Genomic DNA, 21,220 nt, shown 5'->3' with positions numbered 1-21,220 from the left:
CGTATTCGGTAACTGGCTGGCATAGCGAACATTCACCTTAGCCCCTGTAGCTTTGCGTCCCCGTTTTTCAGCGGGTTTGCCATTATCGTACGAGATATAGAATTGTTGTTTAATGTAAATTTATATGATATTTTGTCGAAATGAAATAGAGCTATGGTTTTGTTTATAATTAAATGCGTAGTCTTAAAGTCCTGGCTTTGCAATAGTTTTATTTTTTTTACCTATATATTAGTTGTATTTATATAATTAACTTTCGCAGCTGCGAAATCCTTACGGTGAAAAGAAATATGGGAATACTCATGCTAAGATATCATCTGAAAGAACACAAAGAGAAGGCAAATAACGAACAAACAGAAACGGACTAGCGTACGAGTTTGCGCTAGTCCGTTTTTTTCTGGCAACACTTGACGGTCGTCCCGGCCAATTGTTCGGCCATTTGCCGATGCCATAAATTTGAAATTTGGTTATTGACTAATCAATCACAAATTGCTATAGTGTGATCATAAGTTAGTGATTGATCAATCACAAATAAGAGGAGTGTTGATGAACATGAAAAAAGCAATTGTAGTGGGTGCAACGGGTGGCACTGGTGCTGTTATTACGGCTGAGTTGGTAAAAAGGGGGTTGCCTGTGATTGCATTTGGACGGTCGCGGCAAAAGCTGGAGGAGCTTGCAAGAGAACTCGGCAATCCTTCACATCTTACATTAGCAATCGGGGATGCATACCGGCCGGATGACATTGTAACTGCGGCAAAAGAAGCGGAGGTATTGTTCCATTGTGCGAACGTCCCATACCACGAAATGGAGAGTAAATTGATTCCGCTCGGCGAAGCCATCATGGAGGCTGCCAATCGATTAAGCTTGAAGGTTGTCGCAATAGACGGAATTTACCCTTATGGAAGAAGGCAGATGGATCGGGTAACCGAGGAGCATCCCAAAAACCCTCATACCAAAAAGGGTAAAGTGCGCCTTGCTATTGAGCAGATGATCTTTAGCAGCAGATGGAAGAATGTGTCTGCCATGATTGTTCGTTTGCCGGACTATTACGGACCGACTGCCAATCAAGCTTCCTATCTGGGAGGGACACTCGAAGCGATCGCGGCAGGCAAAATGGCATTTTTCATCGGAAACATGAAAGTTTCTCGCGAATATGTGTACTTGCCTGATGCGGCAGATATGATTGTAGAGCTTGCGAGCCGGGATCAAGCATATGGTCAAAATTGGAATATCCCCGGGGCGGATATTATTTCCGGTCATGAGATTGTCCGCATCGCCCAGCAAGCGTCGGGTATGAAGAAGCCCGTTATTGCTCTTGGCAAGGCTGGATTGTCGCTGCTCGGTCTATTCGTCCCCGTCATGAAGGAGATTGTCGAAATGCTTTACTTAACGGAAGAGCCGCTGCGCCTAAGCGGGGATAAATATAAGCGTTTTATCGGCCCGATTCCGGCTACGAAGCCGGCGGATGGAATTGCCGCAACGATACGGGAACTACAGAAAAAACGGTAAACATTTTTATGAATTAGTAATTGATTAATCAATCATAAAAGAGGAGTGGATTTTATGCGGAGGCTAACTTGGAAAGGGAAGGTCGGTATAGCGGGGTTGGGAGTGGCGATTCTGCTGGGTGCGTTGGTTGGCACGTACTTTTGGCAAATTCGCATGCAAAAACCATATGAAGTAAATATGGGCGAAATGCATCACATGGAAGGGATGGCGGGCCATCAGCATGGAACCGCCTCTGCGGCAACCCACCAGGCTTCACTGGCGACACGGTCATGCGAAGCTATTACAGAGGGGGAGAGCGACTCGCCCAAGGTAAAGTTGTCGTCACGAGTGAATCAGGCCTGAAGGTGACATTGGGGACCGGTAGCGAACCGGAGATCCGCTCGGATTACAGCTTATTCAGATGGACTGACTAGGGAGAACCAGATCCGAATGCTCCTGTAGACAAATTAACCTACGATCAGTCCTATACCTTAAAGCTCGATCAGAATCTGTTCATCAACTCCATTAACGGAAAAGGTTTCCATGAAATACCATCACTGGTGGTCAAGGAAGGCCAGCGTGTAAATATGACGATTACGAATGCCGGCGGAGGTGACCACCCTTTTCATTTGCATGGGCACATATTTCAGGTGCTGAGCCATAACGGTCAGGCTTTGAGCGGAAGTCCCGTTTATCTTGATACATTATTAACGCAAGAAGGTGATACTTACGAGGTGTACGTTAAGGCAGACAATCCGGGACTATGGATGATGCATTGCCACAATCTGATGCACGCATCTATGGGGATGAGCATGATGTTCAATTATGAAGGTATTTCGACGCCATTTCGGGTCGGGACAAAATCGGGAAATTTACCGGACTTATGATCGGTATGTTGTTCGAATTTGTGTAAATTATTTTACCGAGGAAATGCACTATCACCCTTGATAGTGCATTTCCTCTAGCTAATCTATTCTGATATGAATTATTTTTTTATTGCTTCACAATCAATATAATACTAGTAAGGATGGTGGAGTCATTTCTCATAGAGCCAAGTTGGCTCTAATTATTTTGGACTCACTAATTCCTCACCCTTGACCCTCCAGATATCCGCACCGACTACAAAAGTATTGGATTCTTTATCATATGTCACTTCCTGCGCATCAAACGTCTCGTTTAGACTCGTTGCAACGATATGAGCATTCTTGATTTTGTAAATTGATGTTTGGGCAGCAGTACCAACGGTAGCAATAATTTCATTGATTCCGTCCTGGTCAACATCTGCTTCCACCGTATGCGCTTCAATTTGCAATACTTTTGGAGAGTTTGTATCCGTTTGAATATAGTAACTAATTGGGCAATTAGCTCCACATGCTCCTGTTACTTTTATATAATTCTTATCAAGTGCATTAACTCGACTAATTGTGTATTGATCGGTATTTTCAGCAGAGTAACCAACTTGACCAATTTCAAAAATATTCGTTCCAATCTTTATAGCTGCAAAAATATTTTCATCATCTTGATTTTTTTGATAATAATAGGTAGTGTAATTATCTATCTCTTGTTTGAGTATGACTTTGGTCAAGTCTGTTTCAACAATTTTTTTCAGTGGTTTTTCTAGGTCCACTTCTGTGAAACTTAGGGAATATGGTATGCGATGTTCGCCGATGTCAGATTCATCAATTGTTGAATTAGATACGAGGACATCAGACGCCTGATTGCAACCGGCGAGGAGACAAAATACTGTTAACAACGCTATTCCTATTCTTCTCACGTAGTACCCACCTTTTTTCGTGGTGTTTTAGTTTACAAATTTCATTATATTGGATATATGAATTCGAAAAGTTGATACTATGTATTTCTTTAAATAAATTTTAGTAACAATTTAGGTCAAATAAGGATTTAACTAAAATATCTCCAGTGGATATTATTCCCTAATAAAGATGATTTATGGGATATCTTTTTAAAGAGTCTCCTAGGTGGAGAATATAAAGTTATTAGAGAGAAGTAAACAGTGAATATGTAAGGGGGCAAACTAATGAAGAAAATAAAATGGATGCTAGTAATATGCTGTCTCCTCTTTATATTGAGCGCTTGTAATATTGTCGATTCCGATTTAAAGAAAGATACGCACGAAGTGATCAAATCTGGCGAATATAGGGAAGTCGTATGGGTGAGTAAGGTTGATCCCTCAAAATTTACAGTTGGTGAAGAAATCATTGTTTACTATGAGACTAGGGAAGACTCTTATCCTGGCAAGATGGCAGCTAAAAAATACGAGAAGCTAGAGATCCAATAATATTGCCGATTTAAGCAGCTCATTATAAAAAAAGTCCCAACACCTCCGCCAGCACCAGCTAAAGCTAAACCCTCCGCTTACTATTACGACCTCCTGTGTAGTGGATGGGATCGAGTTTAAGGTAGACCATGCAAATTATACTGGCCAGAGAGTAAGAATTACCGCTGATACTGATCAATTAGAATCTCAGCCGCCAATAAGAGCAGTTAAAGAAATAAAAAAAATCAAATAAAACATACATCCATATATACATATTTAGTGAAATAGGGAATCATGTTGTTAGATATCCATAGGTAGAAGATTTTCCATGTGCCTTCAACCGAGGCTCAACATAAACGAAAGAGCGGTAATTAACGGCTTCACAACGTTATAAAACGCCTTCTTATGCGTAGGATTTGCGCCCAGCTCGATAATACCAGCTGGGCGCATTTTTGCGTGATCAAATAGCCGCCAGCCATCATCATGCAATGGAAAATTTCTTCAATAATATAAAGAGGAAAAAACACCATGAATTCGAATATACTCTAGAAACTATACGAAGAGAGGGATACGCTAATGGATATGCAGACGCTAGCAGAGAAAATGAGTGCCGGCGTGTTTAACGATATTCTGAAACGTGACTTTTCACAGGACATGATTTCTGAATTAAAACAGATGAACGCGGTCCAAATGGAAAACAAATTAAAAGACATATTAGCCGTACCGATAGGTATATCCAAGCAGAGGGTATTCGAATATCTTCAATTGTATTATTCGGCATCTTGGCAGAATCTTTTCATGGAGCTGAATATGCCCCGTGCTTTAAGTCTTTTGGAGGTTGGTGCCGGTGATGTTGTTTACATTCCAAAGGCTTTAGATGCTTATTCCAACAACATGGGGACCTATGTGACCGCAAATCTCAACAGGGATCTGACACAAAACTTTCAGGAGAAAACGAAGGGAATGGACATAAACATACAGGTTGTTGAGGACGATGCAGCAAATATTGGACTATATTATCCTGAGTCTTCTTTTGACGTTGTCGCTTATCATCACGCTATTAATGATATCGTTCAGACCATTATCGCCAACCGTGAGGGCATGGATACCGTAAATAATGATTGGTGGTCAATCGAACCTCAAATGTTACAAGCTGTTATGGATTATCACCGAAAAGGCATATTGAAGGATGCAGTATATCATGCGTTTATCCAAATCATTGACACAAGCCATAAGCAGTTAAAAAGAGGGGGATACATGATATTCGATAACATTACTTATTCTGGATATGATGAAATGGGGTATTCCTCTGAATTCCACAGCAACTATATCCAACTGGCCAGAAGCTGGATTAGCGAAGCGAATCTAGGTCTGGAAGAGGTTGAAGTCGAATCGTATGATAAGCAATGGTGGATGATACTGAGAAAAGTGTGATGACTGGTTGAAAAAGGAAATGCTACCGGCAATAATAGAAGGGGCTCCAATTCCAAATCCATACCATTGTCAGGAGTTGATACAGAAGTGAGTAAGCCGGTTATGCAGGTCGCTCTGGTCGTCGGACCGGATTGCGATATGGAGAGCCAAGCCGTAAGGGCGGCTCTGGAGTATTTTGGGGTGCGCGTTTTTACATATTGGATCGGCAGGCCGAATGATCTGATCTCCGTCTTGTCAGGCGACGATCTATATGAAGGCACCGATATGATCCTGTTGAATTTTCACGGGGATGAAGGCAGCTTGATCATGCCGGAGCTCGGCGAAGAGGTATACGAGGAAGAGGAGCCGAAGGGCGACTTCGGGGCCGATGAGATTCGACGTTATGCGAAGCTGGACGGGAAGACGGTGATCGCGAACGGCTGCTCGCTGGGGGATCCAGCACTGGCTGACGCTTTCCTGGAGCGGGGCTGCAGGATGTATATCGGGCCGGATGACTATCCGGACGGCAGCGATGCGCTGATGTTCGTTCTGCGGCTGTTCTATGAGATCGTTCAGCAGGGCAGGGACGTAAAGGAAGCCTTTGCCCAAGCAGTAGCGATGAGTGACGAACTATCCATGTACCGGTTGTATGAACGACAGGAATCATAGATAAAAATTTTGCACCCCCCTGCTCATTCCTAGCAGGGGGGTGTGCCAACAATCAGTACGATCGAGCACCTCTTGCATCTAGATACCCGTTGTTCTATCCATTCTTCTCCTCGAAATACTCCTGATACTGGCTTGGCGTTACGTGTGCGTACTTCTTAAAGATGCTGATAAAATACTTGTAGTCGCTAAATCCGATATCCTGCGCGATGGTATATACTTTGTTATCGCCTGACTTCAGTAATTCGATCGATTTCTGGATGCGATAACGATTGAGAAACTCATTAAACGTATAGCTGGTCTCTGCCTTGAATTTCTGGTTCAGGTAATAGGCGCTTAAGCCGATCTCCTCCACGAGATCATGAATGCTGATTTTCTTGGCATAATTCTCCTGTACATAGGAGATCATTTTGGCCACGTATTTCGAGGTTTTGGTTTCCTTCTCCAGAAATTTGCTGTTTAGAATCTCCTCCTTTTCCTGCGGATGATTCGAGATCACTTCATATTTGCGGATTAGATCCACTTTAGCTTTGGCCGATTCGAGTGCCGCCACCAGCTGCTCGTCCTCTAAGGGCTTTACCAGAAACTCGCTCACGCCTAACTGGAGCGCCTGCTGCGCAAGGTGGAATTCATTATAACCGGAGATAATAATGCTGCTGAAGGTATGCTGCTTGAGGCCTTCCCGAATCATCGAGATGCCATCCATGATCGGCATGGTGATGTCGGTTATGACGATATCCGGCTTGAGCTGGCAGATCTTCTCGTAACCATCCTGTCCATTCAGCCCTTCCTCAATGACGATGCAATCGTATTGAACCCAATCGATGCTGAACCGGATGCCCCTGCGAATCATATCCTCATCTTCGACCAGCAGTACTTTAAACATGATATCCACTCCATTCGAAAGGAATTGTTAGTGCCACGCAGGTGCCTTTTCCTTGCGCGCTGTCAATGTGGATGCCGGATTCCTCACCATACAGGAGAACTAAACGACGGTGAACGTTATACAGCCCGATATGCTGCGTCGTATTCGTCTGACTTTGCAAAATCTGATTCACTTCCTGCAGTCTCTCTTTACTCATGCCTTGTCCGTTGTCGCGAACCTCGAGAATGAGCTTGCCGGTGGAGGTGTAGATGTTAATCCCGATCTGCACATCACTTTGATTCTCATAGCCATATTTGATAGCGTTTTCGATAATCGGCTGGAGCAGAAGCTTGGGGACGTATACATCCAGTGTTTCCTCCGCTACGGCAATCCGATATTTCAGCCGATCATTGAACCGAATTTGCTGCAGCTTTAGATAATCCTGTACATAATTCATGTCATTCTTCAGTTGAACGCTGCGGTCATGTCCGATGCTGTACCTTAGCAAGCGGGATAGAATCAGCACGATGTCCTGAGCCTGATTGGCGTCGATCTTAATGGCATAGCGCAGGGTTTCCAGGACATTAAAAATAAAATGCGGATGGAACTGCGATTGCAGCTGCTTCACCTCAATAATGGTGCGAAGCTCCGACAGCTCTTTATTTTTCTCGATCAGTTCTTTCAGCCGATCCAGCATCGCATTGTACTCATCGCCCAAAATTTGAAATTCGTCATTCGTCTGAATGTCGACATAGCCATTGAAGTTACCTTCGCGCAGCTGTGCCAAGGCATGAATTAATTTATCGATCGATTCGGAATTGCGCGTCGACATTTTGTTCGCCAGGAACTGGATCAAGACCCACAGCAGCAGGCTGGCCGCAAGGACAAAGAAAGACACCGTGTAATAAGTGTATTGCTCCGATTTATAGGAGTTCAGCGTGATGACTTGAATCGGTGTGTCAGGGATTCGTTTGGCATACATATAATACTTGCCTTCGTTCAGCAGAACATGTCCCCTGTTATCGAGCTTGGGGCTGAATTTGTTGAGAACGCCTTTGGTCACATTGCTGGTCGTGGCAATAATGGTGTTATGTTCATCGGTGATCATGGCAATCTCGTTATTTTGTTCGAAAATCACCTTCTGAATGTCGGATTCGTACAGCTGATAGATGATATAGCCTATCGTCCGCTTGTCCTTCACGATGGCTTTGCCAAACGTGTAGCTCGTATCGCGGTCATGCGAGTAACGAAAGCTGTTCATTTCGGTAAGCGTGTCGCCGGGCCGCTGATCGATCCGATGAATGAGATTGCCGAAGGCAAAATTGGAATACAGTGCATCTGCCGGGGCGGAGCTTGCCAGGAAGACCCCGTCCGTATTGACGATATGAAAAACACTCTTGACCTTCTGCCGGTTGTTGAAATCATAGAAGGCAGAATACACTTGTTCGCTGCCCAGATGCGAGCTTACATAATTGATCACGGTAGGAGAAACGGCCATCCGGTGAATCTCCTCGTGGTACTGCTGATACACGCCGGAAATGGATTGACTGATGGACTGGGCGGCTTCGGTTGTTTTTTGGGTTAGGTTCATTCTGCCATTAATAATCGTGAACGCCAAAAACAATACGATTAAGATGGAGAACGGGATCATCGTATAGATGCGAAATAAATGACGGGTTGATTCCTTGAAGTTGCGATAATGTGTATGTTTCATGCTGCCCTCCATCTGCGATAAGGCCCTCGATCCTATTATACTGACTCGCGGTAACCGCAGATAATCCAAATACATCCAAGCCGGACCTTCATGCTGCAGGTGCCGACTTGGATGTAGTCTTTCGTTATGAATTCTTCACATTACATGGAAACTTCCTTCTGTCCGGAGAGCTTGAGGAAGACGAGCAGCGACACGACCGTAATGACGGTAAGAATGGTTGACAGCGCTGCCGCCACGCCATAGTTCCCGCGGATGACCTCGGTGTAGATGGCCACCGTTACGGTCTTGGTCTTGCCTGTATAAAGAATGATCGAGGTGCTTAGTTCGGTTATGATGGTAATCCAGCTTAAGATCGCGCCGGAGACTACGCCTGCCAGCATCATCGGAAGCGTGATCTTGAAGAACGTCTTCATCTGGGAAGCCCCCAGACTGATCGCCGCTTCCTCGATCCCATCGTTAATCTGATGCAGAATGGCCGCGCTGGATCGAATCGTATAGGGCAGCCGCCGGATGACAAACGAAATGATCATGATGACGGCTGTTCCGCTTAGCGCCAGCGGCTTATTGTTGAACGTAATCAATAGAGCAATCCCGAGTATGGAGCCGGGAACGATATAAGGGAACATTGTGAAAATGTCCAATGTGTTCGTCAGTGCATTCTTCCTGCGAACGGTTACGTAAGCAATCAGTATCGCTAACAGAATGATGGCGACCAGCGACACGATGGCCAGAAAGAACGTGTTCAGAATGACGCCGCCAATATTACTGAAAGCCTCTTGATAGCTTTGGAGCGAAAATCCCTTTACAAAAATTCTGCCGTTGGATTTCAGGAACGAAGTATAGATGACATAGAGCTGCGGCAGCAGTGCGATTAACGTATACAGATAGATAACGGCATGAGCCGCGATGCTGCCGATGCCCTTCTTCTTCTTGGCTTCGATCGGATGCAGTGCACTCATCGTAAAGGATTTACGATTGGCAACGAATTTTTGCAGCAGGAATATCGTGGTGGCGAACAGAACGACGATGACACTGATTGCCGCCGCAAAGCCGTCATCGCCGCCGACTTCACTGATGAACTCGTTAAAGATCAGTACAGGCACGGTCTTGTATCCCTCACCGATCAGCATCGGCGTACCAAAATCGGCAAGCGCGCGCATGAAGACGAGCAGGCCGCCTGCCAGCAAGGTTGGCGTAATGAGCGGGAGGAGCACTTTGCGCATTTTGCCTAAGCCTGTATACCCCATGCTCTCGGCTGCTTCCATCAACGATTGGTCCATATTCTTCAGTGCGCCGGACACATACATGAAGATCAGAGGCACCATCTGCAAGGTTAAGACCACTAAGATCCCCGTAAATCCGTAGATATCCGGCATCGTAATGCCGAATGTGCTGCTAACGAATTTCGTAATGACGCCGCTTCTGCCCAGCAGCAGGATCCAGGAGTAAGCACCAATGAAAGGAGCTGACATTGAGGAGATCAGAATCATGACCCGAATGGCCGAGCTGCCTTTAATCTTCACCGTTGCCATGATGTAGGCCAGCGGCGTTGCGATAATGGCGGCAAGCAAGGTTACGCTGACAGTGACTTTCACGCTGTTGAACAGCGCGTTTAAATAATAGGGCTTACTGAAAAACTTCGTGAAATAGGCGATGGAAAAATCGCCTGTCGTACCGTTGTACACACTCTTGAACAGCATCGTAAACAAAGGCAGAGCGAGAAAAAGAATGTAGAACACAAAGATCAGTAACGAAATGTTGGTCCAGACGTCAAATCGTTTGCGCGTCTCTCTCATAGCCGAGCGCCCCTAGTATAGTTCAGTTCGCCTGCCGCGTCATAGACATTGATCTTCTCTTTTTTCACTTTAAGATAGATGACTTGGCCGGGCTCGAGGATCTGAGACGTTTTCGATTCCTGCGTGATCTCCAGGCGTTGACCGGACGACAAGTCCACAAAATAATGGGTGTTCTGCCCCAGAAATACGCTGTGCACAATCGTTGCTTTCATGCCGGTTTGGTCCTCGGTTAGAATGAACTCTTCCGGCCGAACCGAGATTTGAACGTTTAACGTATCAGCCTTGGCATCGGTTTTCGGAACCTCGATGTTAGACAGCTCTTCCATATAGCCGGAGCCGAAGTGCAGGACATAGTTATCTGCCAATTTGGTTAAAGTACCCTCGAGAATGTTGGTACGGCCGATAAAGGTTGCAACGAATACGTTTGCAGGACGCTGGTAAATCTCCTGTGGCGTTCCGAGATGCTGAATGACGCCGGATTTCATGACCGCGATGCGGTCGGATACCGCCATGGCTTCCTCCTGATCGTGCGTAACGTAAACGGTGGTAATCCCGACTTCTCGCTGAATGTCTTTAATGGCGTTACGCATATCGACCCGAAGCTTGGCATCCAGGTTGGATAGAGGCTCATCCATCAGCAGGACATCCGGGCGGATGACGATCGCTCTGGCTAGCGCAACGCGCTGCTGCTGGCCGCCGGACAGATTCTTCGGCATACGATCTTTATAGGGCTCGATCTGAACGACCTTTAAGATCTCATCTACCTTGGCGTTAATCTCCGCTTTGGTTAATTTTCGGTTCTCCAGTCCGAACGCGATGTTTCCTTTGACGGTTAAGTGGGGGAAGATCGCATAGCTCTGAAAGACCATTCCGATATTCCGCTTGCCCGGTTCCACCTGGTTAATAACGCGCTCGTTAAAATGAATGGTTCCGCCTTCAATGCTGTTGAAGCCGGCGATCATGCGCAGCAGTGTCGTCTTGCCGCACCCGGAAGGCCCGAGAAGGGTGAAGAATTCACCCTTTTTAATCTCCAGGGACAGCTCGGGAATGACGGTTGTGTCGCCGTATTTTTTGATTAAGTCTTGAATGGTTATGGTTACGCTCATGGTTGTCACCTGATTCTATAGTTTATTTAACGCTAGTAAACAAATCGACATAACGCTCAACGATCTCGGATTTATGCTCGCTGACATAGTCCGTGTCTTCATCAATCATGTGAATTTCTTCATAAGGCTTCATGTGGTCGCCAAGCTTCGTATCCTGACGGAGCGGCCGGTTCGTTAATTGCGTGCCGAACGCATCCTGCGCTTCTTGAGACAGAATGAAGTCGATGAATTTCTTGGCGTTGTCCATATGCGGTGCATCTTTGATAATGGCAGATCCCGCATCCAGGAATACCGCGCCTTCTTTTGGATATACGATTTCTACCGGAGCTCCGTTCTTTACATAGGTGCTGGAAGGGTCTTCATAGGTAAGGCCGACCACATATTCACCGTCTGCCACGCTTTTGTGAACAGCACCGGAACCGCTCGCGATTTTGCCGTCCAGGTTCTCGATCAGCTGACCGACGTAGTTCCAGCCTTGTTCATTCTCATAATCGCCGCCCATCGCTTTCAGCATGTTGGTTAACTGGGCGAAAGCGGAGCTTGAGCTTGCCGGGTCAGCGGAAGCAATCTTCCCTTTGAGCTGCGGGTTCAGCAAATCCGCATAGCCTTCGATTTTGATGTCGCCGATCAGATTTTTGTTCACGAGCAGCACGCTGCCATCCGAAATATAAGGAGTAGCGAAGCCCGACGTATTGCGGTGACCTTCTATTAAGTTCTTGTCTTCAGGTGATACGTAAGGCTCGTATAATGCTTCATTTTCACGGAAACCGGCCATAGAACCGCCGAACATCACGTCAGCGTAAGGGTTTTGCTTCTCAGACTGTAAGCGCTTAATAATTTCGCCCGTGCCGGCCGTTACAAGCTCAACCGTAATCCCGGTCTGCTTCTCGAACATCGGAATGATGGTCTTGATGATCTCCTCGCTATTCGGACTGTAGATGACGAGTTTATTAGACGAAGCCGAGTCGGACTCGCTGCTTCCGCAACCGCTTAGCGCCCCCATAATCAACACGCAGGTTAACAGTAAAATCGACAGCTTTTTCATGTATAATCCCCCTTGAACAAAGTTCATTTCGTAATTGCATGTTCATTGTAGCAAGCTTGGTACCGTTTACATAATCCCATAATCCGCAAACATCGTCTAAAATACGCAACCTATTTTGGAGTAGAAAGAGAATGAATCGATATCCTTTTCAAGAATTCTTTCCGTTCCGTTAGGGCAAGATATGCTTGGAACAACGTCTGGCAAGATGGAGCTGTTCCTATCACAATGTCGAGGGAGTGAGATGGATGGCTAATAAAAACGATCGCAATCAAAAGGTTGATTCTGACCGCGACACAACCAACATGGATATTGAAACTGGAGAAGCTTTAGGAACAGCTGGCGGCGGCGTCGTGGGTGCTGCTGTAGGTTCCGTTCTGGGTCCAATCGGCACGATTGCCGGCGGTATTGCAGGCGCAGCATTGGGAAACAAAGCTGGCGACACTGTAGACAATGACGACAACGATTCAAAATAAACGGCGTTAACACGCACCATCCTGTACGAGTACAAATAAGAGAAGCCCCAGGAATTTCGGTGCCCTCGATAATTTGTGCTGTATTGTAGATAAGAACCGCGCTCTCGCGCGGTTCTTTAATTTTCCCTATAAGTTCATTGTGGTGGTAAATTTCAACACCATTGGCTTGACATACCACTACGTGATGTAGTAGGTTATAATCACTACATCGTGTAGTGATTAAGTTCGTTATGGACGCATAACGACGTAAAGAGGTGTTCAACGTGAACCAAGTACAAAAATTATCGGATACCGAAATGGAGCTCATGGAGGTGATTTGGGAGTGTACGCCGCCTGTCACATCCACCGAATTACTCGCTCTGTTTGCCCAGAGAGGAAGAGAATGGAAGGCACAAACCATTTCCACCTTCCTATCGCGTTTGGTGGACAAAGGGGCACTCACGGCTACGAGGGATGGGCGGACAAATAAATATATGCCGCGCATTTCGCCTGAAGATTATAAGCTTATGGAAACGCAGCATGTCCTGGACGGATTATATCAAGGCTCGGTTAAAAATTTAATTTCAGCTTTGTATGACGGCGAAAAGCTTTCAGATGATGATATTGCAGAGCTGAAGCAATGGTTTTCGCAGAAGTAGGGGGGCTTATGAATACGATTCTTGAAATGCTGTTTACCCTTACCGCTGCTGGAAGTGCCGTCGTAGCCAGCATGCTTGTCCTGCGGATCGTATCCGTCCATGCCTTTCCTACAAAGTGGCGTTATGGAATGAACAAAATGGCAACAGGCTGTTATCTTTTACCCGTAGTCCTTGGTATTCAGTGGATCTTTCCGCTTATTACATTCAATGCAACAGCAACCGTTCCCATCGTGAACGAGCTGCCTTCAACTGTGCACCATGCGCTGCCCGGTCCATATTCGGAGATTTATCCGGAGCCGCTCATCCGAGATCAGACCATATCAGCAAACATAGCACTTTCCCTAATTGTCCTATGGGCAGTCGGCGCCATAGCTTTTGCTGCATGGCAGATGTATTGTTATCGCAGATTTTTAAAGAAATTAGAACATACGCGTACCAACGTTCCGATAAGCAGCGAAGCAGCCAAACAGCTCTCCTTCATCAAGGAGGCCCTTGGTGTGAAAGGCAACGTCAGGCTTGCCTACAGCTCCATCATTCGGAGTCCTGTTCTTGTCGGCCTATGGAAACCAACCATTTACCTTCCTATGGAGAATACCGTTAACGTGGACATGGTGATCCGACATGAGTTGATCCATCTGAAACGGAAAGATTTATGGGTCAAAGCGTTCACGCTCGGAGCAAGCGCCTTGCATTGGTTTAACCCTTTGGTGCACATTCTTCGCAAGGACATTCATATATGGAGCGAGCTGTCATGTGATGAAGAAGTCGTAAAAGAGATGCCCTATGCCGAGCGAAAACGCTATGGGGAGACGATCTTAAGCGTCATGGCAGGATCAAGGAATTTACCCGTGCAATTCTGTGCCTCCTTATCCGGTGACGGCAAACAATTAAAGAGGAGATTAATGATGATGCTGAATGTAAAGAAACAAAAAAAGAAAACGATGTATCTCACGATAACAGCGGTGTTTTTGGTTGCTGCAATTAGCACATCCGCAGCGGCATGGGCTTCTAACCATACGCCCAGAGTCATTGGAAATGAGAAAAGTCATGCAGAAGCTCAACCACAAGAAGCAGCCCCTAGACCGGTACCTTCTGAAGCCGTCGTTGAACATGAACGAAACGATGTAATAGCTCCTCCACAAGAAGCTCGTCCTGTACCTGTAGTTGAGCATGAAGGAAGCAATGTTGTAGCTCCTCCACAAGAAGCTCGTCCTGTACCTGTCGTTGAGCATGAAGGAAGCAATGTCATAGCTCCTCCGCAAGAAGCTCGTCCCGTAGCTGTAGTTGAGAGTGAAGGGGACCAAGATGCAGCTCCTCCAACAGCTCGTTCTGTAGACGATCCACACGAGCTCCCCCAGGTAGTTCCATCACGGTAAGATTTATAACGCCCGAAGAACTCTTGCCGAGTATAATTCTAGATAGAAACCGTCATTTTTACAAAAAGCACCTGTCATTAGGGCGGTGCTTTTTTTTGTGGTTTGTATCACTACTTATCAATGTTGATAAAACTAGTAGCAGGCGATTAATCTAATTTGGCTTCATACAGAATGGCTCAAATAGCATCTGTAGTTGTAGCTGTATAAGCCCGCCTATGGTACGATATGAAGGATTAGTAGGCGACTAAGCTAGCAAATCATGCGATTATAGACATGGGATTGGGGATAACATCTTGAAGACATTTAAGAAAGTTTACATAGAAATCACGAGCATCTGTAATCTGGCCTGCACGTTCTGCCCGCCGACGGAGCGCAAGGCCAACTTCATTAAGGTGGAGGACTTTGCGAGAAGATTGGATGAGATCAAGTCGCATACGAGTTATATTTATCTGCATGTGAAGGGGGAGCCGCTGCTCCATCCGAAGATCGATGAGCTGCTGGATATCAGCCATGAAAAAGGGTTCAAGGTCAACATTACGACCAACGGCACGTTGATCGCGAAGAATCGGCATAAGCTGCTGGGCAAGCCGGCCTTAAGACAGATGAATTTCTCGCTCCACAGCTTTGACGGCCATGTCGGCTCCACGGACCGTGAGGGATATTTGCGGGAGATTCTATCTTTTGTTCGTGCCGCGGAGGAGCATAAAGTCATCTTCTCGTTCCGTTTGTGGAATCTGACCCAGGACAACCAAACGAACCTGGAGAAGAGCCGCAACCGCCAGACGCTCGAAATTTTGGAGCAGGAATTCAACCTGGACTACCGGATCGAGGAAAAGGTTGAACCCGGCGGTGGCGTGAGGGTGGCCGACCGTGTCTATCTGAATCAGGATTATGAGTTTCAGTGGCCAAGTCTGACAGCCCCGGAGGATGAAGGCAAAGGCTTCTGCCATGCGCTTCGCAGCCAGGCGGCCATTCTGGTAGACGGGACGGTCGTGCCGTGCTGCCTGGATGGGGAAGGGGTCATCAATTTGGGCAATATCCATCAGAAGTCCTTCTCGGAGATTGTTGACGGGGAGCGGGCGAACAATCTTGTGGATGGATTTTCACGTCGGGAAGCTGTTGAGGAGTTATGCAGAAAATGCGGGTATCGGCAGCGATTTGGGGCATAACTGGGTTAGAACATTGGGACAATGCCTCCATAAAAAACGATCCTCATTGAGGATCGTTTTTTATGTCAGTACGCCCAGCATGGGCGTCATCTCTAGGGTGAAAGTCCCGAACGGGGCTGGCGAGCGCCTACCGTTAACCAATGGCAAGGGGAATTGCCGGTTGAGTAGCCTGAACACAACGATATCCCAAGTAGCCAAAAGGCTATCTCTGTAAACTCCAGTGGCCGTGGGCGGAAAGATGACGTTCTTGTCTGGAGCGAATGCTTGAAGGAGACAATCTTCGACTCGCCTACAAACGAGTGGGGACCTAGATAAAGAACTCACCAAACGCGGGTTGCGATTCGTCCGCTATGCGGAGACTGTCATATCTTTGTCGCAAGTAAACGGGCAGGTGAAACGTGTCATGAAATCGATAACCCACTTTGTAGAAGGAAAACTGAAGCTGAAAGTGAATCGGGATAAAAGCGCAGTGACTCATTTTATGCTTCAAACGAGGGGGAATCCTCAAAACAGCTTCATGATCAAACGCGGGATATAGAGGATAACATCCAGGACCAGAGTGGCGAAACTAGATGAGTTTTCCAACTTGGTTCTTCCGGGCCAGATAATCTTTTTCATGTTATTGACCTCATTTCTAATGGATTTAGGGGTCTCGTTAATAGTTAGAAAAACGACGATAGTCCTACCTAAGTGATTAATCATCATATGTTATTGTTTTTAGTTCTTATGTAAACCCATCTAAGAATCAATAATACAAGCAAAGAAGTTGTTATGTACCAGGGTGTTACGTTACCAACAAATCGGCCAAGCAGGAAAATGCCCATAAATAGGAGGATAAAAACAATAACGGCCAAAGATTTGACCATAAAAATGATTAATTTATAAATAAAATCACGCTCCAAAAAGATAAGGTATGACGTAAAAGCTGAGTTAATAAAACCAATCTAGTTTAATCCCAGTAACTAAGAACAATATAATCCAACCCCATAGTATCAATAAACGGAAAGGGCGCGGGATAATTAAATACTCAGAATACAGCTTTGAAATAAGCTTCAACGTCTCGACCCCTTGTTTGATGTAGCGTAGCGTTATATATAACCCCAAATCCTAGACCGGGGCATTTGGTAAATCACTTCTCTCCGGACATTATAACATAATGGAGATTGAGGGAATCAATGGTAAAGGGCAAGAACCAACTTATTCCCAAAAAGATGAGGCTAGAAATCCAGCGGGACAAGGAAAAGCGATTGTGGATGAACCAACGGATAAAAATTCCGCTTCTTTTTTTATACCGAAGTATGGTATCGTTATATGTTACGACGTAAAGGAACGGCTTGTGGAAACTCGATCATGAGATGCCCTATGTTACGTGATGAGACAATATAGATATTCACCTTAAAGGAGACCCCATGACATTTCAAGATTTAAATATATCCCCCGTGATTCTCAAGGCTTTAGCGAAGGAGAATTACAAGACGCCAACGCCTATTCAGGCTCAGGCGATCCCGGCTGTGTTGGCCGGCAGAGATTTGCTGGGCTGCGCGCAGACCGGAACAGGGAAGACCGCCGCTTTTTCGGTACCGATGATTCAGCTGTTGAACGAACAACCCCCTAAACCGGGCATGACGCGCCGTATTCGTGCGTTGGTGTTGTCGCCGACCCGGGAGCTTGCCCTGCAAATTTCGGATAACGTGAAAGCCTACAGTCAGTTCACAAAGCTGCGTTCGACGGCCATTGTTGGCGGCGTTTCGCAAAAAACACAGGAGCGGGCACTTCAGCAAGGAGCGGACATCCTCATTGCTACCCCAGGCAGACTTCTGGATCTCATGAATCAGAAGCGTGTCGATCTCCAGCATGTGGAGATTCTGGTGCTGGACGAGGCTGATCGGATGCTCGATATGGGCTTTATTCATGACGTAAAACGAATTATTGCCAAAATGCCGAGCAAAAGACAAACGCTGTTCTTCTCAGCTACGATGCCTGCGGAAATTACCCAGCTTGTCAAAACCTTATTGCAAAACCCTGTAAAAGTAGAGATTACGCCGGTTTCATCAACGGCCGAACGGATTAAGCAATCGGTGTACCTGCTGGAAACAGGAAATAAGCAGAAGCAGTTGAATGAGCTGATGAAGGATCCATCCATCGTATCGGCCTTGGTCTTCACACGTACCAAGCGCGGGGCTGACCGGGTTGTGCGCGACCTGACGAAGGTGAACATCTCGGCTCAAGCCATTCACGGGAATAAATCGCAGGTCAGCCGCCAGACGGCACTCAAAAATTTCAAAAGCGGGGAGACCCGGGTACTGGTGGCTACGGATATTGCCGCGCGAGGCATCGATATCGACGAGCTGTCGCATGTCATTAACTTTAACCTTCCGAACATTCCGGAAACCTACGTTCACCGGATTGGCCGGACGGGGCGTGCGGGACTGAGCGGAACGGCGATATCGTTCTGCGAAGTGGACGAGGTGCCTTTTCTCCGGGATATCGAGAAGTTAATCGGCAAGTCCATTCCCGAAGTGAAGGACCATGCCTTCCCGATGTCGGGATCATTAAGAGCCGCCAAGGTAGACCGATCGCCGAAATCGGGCTCGGCCAAGCCCGGCAAAGCCAAATCAGCAGCAGTTAGACCAACTGCTAAACCGAAGGCCGATGCCACCCGTAAGCCAAAGACCGACACGGCTCGCAAACCGAAATCAGACGCGGCACGCCAATCGAGCACGAATTCGGCACGTAACCCGAAGGCGGAAGCTGTTCTTAATCCGTATTCAGAGATGGCGCGCAAGTTCAAAGCGGAAGCGGTTCAGAACCCTAAGGACGGTCAAGCCCGCAAACGCAAGTCCGGTGGATTCAACAAAGGAAGCAAGGCCGGCAGACACCAGTAAGAGGAGATGACGATTGCTGGTGATTTCGCGTAGACGTTCCCGGCATTTCTGACAATCATCCTAAACTTAAGAAGCACCCTGTTCCACTTGCGATGTGGAAGGGTGCTTTTTTTCGGAATGGAATGGGAGTTACGCGCTCTTTCTCCCCGCCAGAAACAGGAACAGTGGAATTCTGCGCCTGCGCTCATAGGTTTCCTTGTGTATGAAATGTTCTCGCACAGGACTGGATTCCCTGAGCTGCTCCACGATCAAGCCGGCTTCCTGCATCGCCCTGAAATAATCCTCGACGGTTCGATGGTACTTGTGAACGGTACCGCCGAGCCATTGCTGCTCCCGGTAGCCTTCGATGAAGTAGTTGTCCACCACCCAATTCGTTCTGGTACCGGACGGCTGAAGCGTGGAGGTAATGACGGGATGCTCGACGGAGAAGACAAACCTGCCGTTCGGCTTCAAGCTCTGATAAATGCATTGAAAGACGCGCTCGATATCCTGCAGATAATGAATGGCGAGCCTGGAGAGCACCAGATCATAGGAATCGCGGGGATATGCAAAGTCCTCGAGCCTCGTGTGCACAACGGTTCCGTTGCAGCCGGCGAGATTGTTCGAAGCGGCTTCCACCATATTACGGGAACCCTCGATTCCTACATACGATGCACATCCTTTTTCCAACAATTCCACGCCAAAGCCGGCATCGCCGCAGCCCAGGTCTAATACGAGCTGGCCTGAGACATCCCCCAGCAGCTGCCAGATGACGGGCTTCTCCAATGTATCGTTGGCGTTCTCCTGCCCTTGCCGTCGCTGCATGTAGTTCTCGAAATTCGTATCGTTATCATAAAAATCGGATCCGTTATAGCTCATAGGCACCTCCTGCTTGGAATCATTCTTACACTCGATACTTCAGAAGATCAGCCAGCCGTGCTAATCCACCTAACACAGCCGTGAGATAGTCCCCTTGATCGTCGGTGCCGCTGTCGAGTAAGGTTACGGTTCGACCTTCAGGATGAACAAGGGTTTTTCCTGTCACATAACTCACCTCAATCCGTATTTGGGATAATGAGGGACGTTTTTCCTTATGGTTCATTATAACGGAACGTTCCTCCCGGAATAATACCTAGGCCATGATTTAAGATATAAAATACCGTGCCGATATAAATCCACGCGCCGGCTGAATAATGTAAATATTAGACCACGTCAATAGGCACCAAGGAGCAGCCTCTCTCATATGGTACAAGAGCGGACATTTTTATTGAGGGGGTTACTTCCGAATGTACGGAAATTACTATCATGTATCAGGGCCGATGACCAGGCAGAGGGTCTCCATGCAGCAAGCTCAAGAAATAGCACTGGCCCGTGTGCCTGGTCAAATCGTTCATGTCGATATGGATCTGGAGCATGGCGTGTTGGTTTATGAAATATTTATTCTGACATCCGACAACAGATTGTTTGAAGTCGAAATTCTCGCAAAATCGGGACGAATCTTAAAGGTGGAGGAAGAAGACGACGCGGATTAAGGCGTCATAGGCTATAAAAGCAAAAAAACCGAGTGAAACGGCTGAAATCATCGTTTCGCTCGGTTTGTATTTGTGTAGAGTGTTAAGTTTCGGTTGCTTCACCAGGTCCTGACATCGTGTGATTCCCATGAAAGAGAAGTGGAAGAATCATCAAGAATCCAACGAGAAAACATGCGCCAGCCAAAGCGTATACGGACGTAAGTGACATGGCCTGCTTCAATAGGCCGGAGCATCCCATTGTGAGCAGCATGGCTCCGGTCATGAGCGGCGTGTGCAAGCCGGTAACCCGACCGATGTAGGCTTGTTCCGTTTGCTGCATGACCATGGCGTGGTTCCCGACAAAAATAGCCGGCTGCAGCAGCGCAATCAGGAATTGCGAGAGCATGGTCAGCCAGAGGATTGTCGACAGACCCAACAGGAGAATGCCTGCACCGTTCACGATTAGTCCCATCATCAGTAACCGTTCACGGCGAATAAACCCCCTATGAACGCAAACAGAAAGATCGGTCCATATTCGGCGACGGAAATCATGGAGATGGCGAAGGCATCCCCGCCCGTCATGTCCATGACATACAGCAGAACCGCAAAATTTCGGATCCGAGCTGGGAGCATACATTGGAAATCAGGATCGCTCGGACGAAGCCGTTGCGTAGTAAACGGATGGAGCTTGGCATGGTGATATTCCTCCTTACAGAATCAATGCTGGGACCTATTTTGCGGTCTCCTGTAAGGTGAGAGTCAACAGGTTAAAACAACTAAAGCTGCTTAGTTACATTCAGAGAACAATGTTGGAATATCTG

At 46.9% G+C, this 21,220-nt stretch carries 21 protein-coding genes, 2 pseudogenes and 1 riboswitch; of the genes and pseudogenes, 13 read left to right on the top strand and 10 right to left on the bottom strand.

Going from position 1 to position 21,220, the window contains the following annotated elements:
- Window positions 1-4: 4 nt before the first annotated feature.
- Window positions 5-91: riboswitch (cyclic di-GMP riboswitch) on the bottom strand.
- 458 nt (window positions 92-549) lie between these two features.
- From DP091_RS24875 to DP091_RS32070, 3 genes are all read left to right on the top strand, one after another.
- Complete coding sequence (locus DP091_RS24875; protein WP_181469915.1) at window positions 550-1,506, top strand: SDR family NAD(P)-dependent oxidoreductase; 957 nt, start codon at window positions 550-552, stop codon at window positions 1,504-1,506.
- A gap of 54 nt (window positions 1,507-1,560) precedes the next feature.
- Complete coding sequence (locus tag DP091_RS32075; protein WP_258394683.1) at window positions 1,561-1,848, top strand: hypothetical protein; 288 nt, start codon at window positions 1,561-1,563, stop codon at window positions 1,846-1,848.
- Window positions 1,849-2,045: 197 nt separating this feature from the next.
- Window positions 2,046-2,372, top strand: coding sequence for a multicopper oxidase domain-containing protein (locus DP091_RS32070; RefSeq protein ID WP_258394682.1), 327 nt, complete (start codon window positions 2,046-2,048; stop codon window positions 2,370-2,372).
- 179 nt (window positions 2,373-2,551) lie between these two features.
- Here the strand turns inward: DP091_RS32070 and DP091_RS24865 are convergent, their stop codons facing one another.
- Window positions 2,552-3,259, bottom strand: coding sequence for a hypothetical protein (locus DP091_RS24865; protein ID WP_113060770.1), 708 nt, complete (start codon window positions 3,257-3,259; stop codon window positions 2,552-2,554).
- A gap of 264 nt (window positions 3,260-3,523) precedes the next feature.
- Between DP091_RS24865 and DP091_RS24860 the strand changes: the two genes are divergently transcribed.
- The 3 genes from DP091_RS24860 (at window position 3,524) to DP091_RS24845 (ending at window position 5,845) form a co-directional block, all read left to right on the top strand.
- Entirely contained in the window at window positions 3,524-3,784 is a 261-nt protein-coding gene (locus DP091_RS24860) for a DUF3221 domain-containing protein (RefSeq protein WP_113060769.1), read from the top strand.
- A gap of 555 nt (window positions 3,785-4,339) precedes the next feature.
- Window positions 4,340-5,197 (top strand): hypothetical protein, encoded by an 858-nt coding sequence (locus tag DP091_RS24850; protein ID WP_113060768.1) that lies wholly within the window; start codon window positions 4,340-4,342, stop codon window positions 5,195-5,197.
- 87 nt (window positions 5,198-5,284) lie between these two features.
- Window positions 5,285-5,845 (top strand): delta-aminolevulinic acid dehydratase, encoded by a 561-nt coding sequence (locus DP091_RS24845; protein WP_113060767.1) that lies wholly within the window; start codon window positions 5,285-5,287, stop codon window positions 5,843-5,845.
- 94 nt (window positions 5,846-5,939) lie between these two features.
- Here DP091_RS24845 and DP091_RS24840 read toward each other — a convergent pair whose 3' ends face one another.
- The 5 genes from DP091_RS24840 to DP091_RS24820 all read right to left on the bottom strand — a co-directional run bounded on the left by DP091_RS24840 (window position 5,940) and on the right by DP091_RS24820 (window position 12,368).
- Window positions 5,940-6,728 (bottom strand): response regulator transcription factor, encoded by a 789-nt coding sequence (locus DP091_RS24840; RefSeq protein WP_113060766.1) that lies wholly within the window; start codon window positions 6,726-6,728, stop codon window positions 5,940-5,942.
- On the bottom strand, window positions 6,721-8,421 hold the full coding sequence (locus tag DP091_RS24835) for a sensor histidine kinase (RefSeq protein ID WP_113060765.1): 1,701 nt from the start codon (window positions 8,419-8,421) through the stop codon (window positions 6,721-6,723). Before DP091_RS24835 ends, DP091_RS24840 begins: the two co-directional genes overlap by 8 nt.
- A gap of 140 nt (window positions 8,422-8,561) precedes the next feature.
- The gene (locus DP091_RS24830) at window positions 8,562-10,217 is read right to left on the bottom strand and encodes an ABC transporter permease (protein ID WP_113060764.1); all 1,656 of its coding nucleotides are present in this window, start codon (window positions 10,215-10,217) and stop codon (window positions 8,562-8,564) included.
- Window positions 10,214-11,323: an ABC transporter ATP-binding protein gene (locus DP091_RS24825; RefSeq protein WP_113060763.1), complete on the bottom strand. Its 1,110-nt coding sequence runs from the start codon at window positions 11,321-11,323 to the stop codon at window positions 10,214-10,216. Before DP091_RS24825 ends, DP091_RS24830 begins: the two co-directional genes overlap by 4 nt.
- A gap of 22 nt (window positions 11,324-11,345) precedes the next feature.
- Window positions 11,346-12,368 carry an ABC transporter substrate-binding protein gene (locus DP091_RS24820; RefSeq protein ID WP_113060762.1) on the bottom strand — a complete coding sequence of 341 codons (1,023 nt, stop codon included), beginning with the start codon at window positions 12,366-12,368 and terminating at the stop codon, window positions 11,346-11,348.
- 245 nt (window positions 12,369-12,613) lie between these two features.
- Here DP091_RS24820 and DP091_RS24815 point away from each other — a divergent pair, with 245 nt between their 5' ends.
- The 6 genes and pseudogenes from DP091_RS24815 to DP091_RS24785 all read left to right on the top strand — a co-directional run bounded on the left by DP091_RS24815 (window position 12,614) and on the right by DP091_RS24785 (window position 18,909).
- Window positions 12,614-12,841, top strand: coding sequence for a glycine zipper domain-containing protein (locus tag DP091_RS24815; protein WP_113060761.1), 228 nt, complete (start codon window positions 12,614-12,616; stop codon window positions 12,839-12,841).
- A 263-nt stretch (window positions 12,842-13,104) separates the two neighbouring features.
- Window positions 13,105-13,479 carry a BlaI/MecI/CopY family transcriptional regulator gene (locus tag DP091_RS24810; RefSeq protein WP_113060760.1) on the top strand — a complete coding sequence of 125 codons (375 nt, stop codon included), beginning with the start codon at window positions 13,105-13,107 and terminating at the stop codon, window positions 13,477-13,479.
- An 8-nt stretch (window positions 13,480-13,487) separates the two neighbouring features.
- Complete coding sequence (locus DP091_RS24805; protein ID WP_113060759.1) at window positions 13,488-14,855, top strand: M56 family metallopeptidase; 1,368 nt, start codon at window positions 13,488-13,490, stop codon at window positions 14,853-14,855.
- Window positions 14,856-15,148: 293 nt separating this feature from the next.
- Window positions 15,149-16,024, top strand: coding sequence for a radical SAM/SPASM domain-containing protein (locus tag DP091_RS24800; protein ID WP_113060758.1), 876 nt, complete (start codon window positions 15,149-15,151; stop codon window positions 16,022-16,024).
- A 304-nt stretch (window positions 16,025-16,328) separates the two neighbouring features.
- Window positions 16,329-16,496: pseudogene (locus DP091_RS32065) on the top strand (group II intron reverse transcriptase/maturase); the annotation flags it as partial.
- 937 nt (window positions 16,497-17,433) lie between these two features.
- Complete coding sequence (locus DP091_RS24785; RefSeq protein ID WP_113060757.1) at window positions 17,434-18,909, top strand: DEAD/DEAH box helicase; 1,476 nt, start codon at window positions 17,434-17,436, stop codon at window positions 18,907-18,909.
- A 129-nt stretch (window positions 18,910-19,038) separates the two neighbouring features.
- Here DP091_RS24785 and DP091_RS24780 read toward each other — a convergent pair whose 3' ends face one another.
- Both DP091_RS24780 and DP091_RS24775 read right to left on the bottom strand, forming a co-directional pair.
- Complete coding sequence (locus tag DP091_RS24780; RefSeq protein ID WP_113060756.1) at window positions 19,039-19,767, bottom strand: class I SAM-dependent methyltransferase; 729 nt, start codon at window positions 19,765-19,767, stop codon at window positions 19,039-19,041.
- Window positions 19,768-19,792: 25 nt separating this feature from the next.
- A complete protein-coding gene (locus DP091_RS24775) occupies window positions 19,793-19,990 on the bottom strand; it encodes a hypothetical protein (RefSeq protein WP_113060755.1) in 198 nt (65 codons plus the stop codon).
- A 184-nt stretch (window positions 19,991-20,174) separates the two neighbouring features.
- Here DP091_RS24775 and DP091_RS24770 point away from each other — a divergent pair, with 184 nt between their 5' ends.
- Window positions 20,175-20,420 carry a PepSY domain-containing protein gene (locus DP091_RS24770; RefSeq protein WP_113060754.1) on the top strand — a complete coding sequence of 82 codons (246 nt, stop codon included), beginning with the start codon at window positions 20,175-20,177 and terminating at the stop codon, window positions 20,418-20,420.
- Between the two features lie 82 nt (window positions 20,421-20,502).
- Here DP091_RS24770 and DP091_RS32060 read toward each other — a convergent pair whose 3' ends face one another.
- Complete coding sequence (locus tag DP091_RS32060) at window positions 20,503-20,874, bottom strand: MFS transporter (protein WP_258394681.1); 372 nt, start codon at window positions 20,872-20,874, stop codon at window positions 20,503-20,505.
- Between the two features lie 14 nt (window positions 20,875-20,888).
- Window positions 20,889-21,094: pseudogene (locus tag DP091_RS32055) on the bottom strand (MFS transporter); the annotation flags it as partial.
- Window positions 21,095-21,220: the final 126 nt, after the last annotated feature.

The organism is Paenibacillus sp. MDMC362, assembly GCF_003269305.1.
GTDB lineage: Bacteria > Bacillota > Bacilli > Paenibacillales > Paenibacillaceae > Paenibacillus_AQ.
Note: the sequence above shows the minus strand (reverse complement) of the source record. Positions and strands in the feature narration are given on the sequence as shown.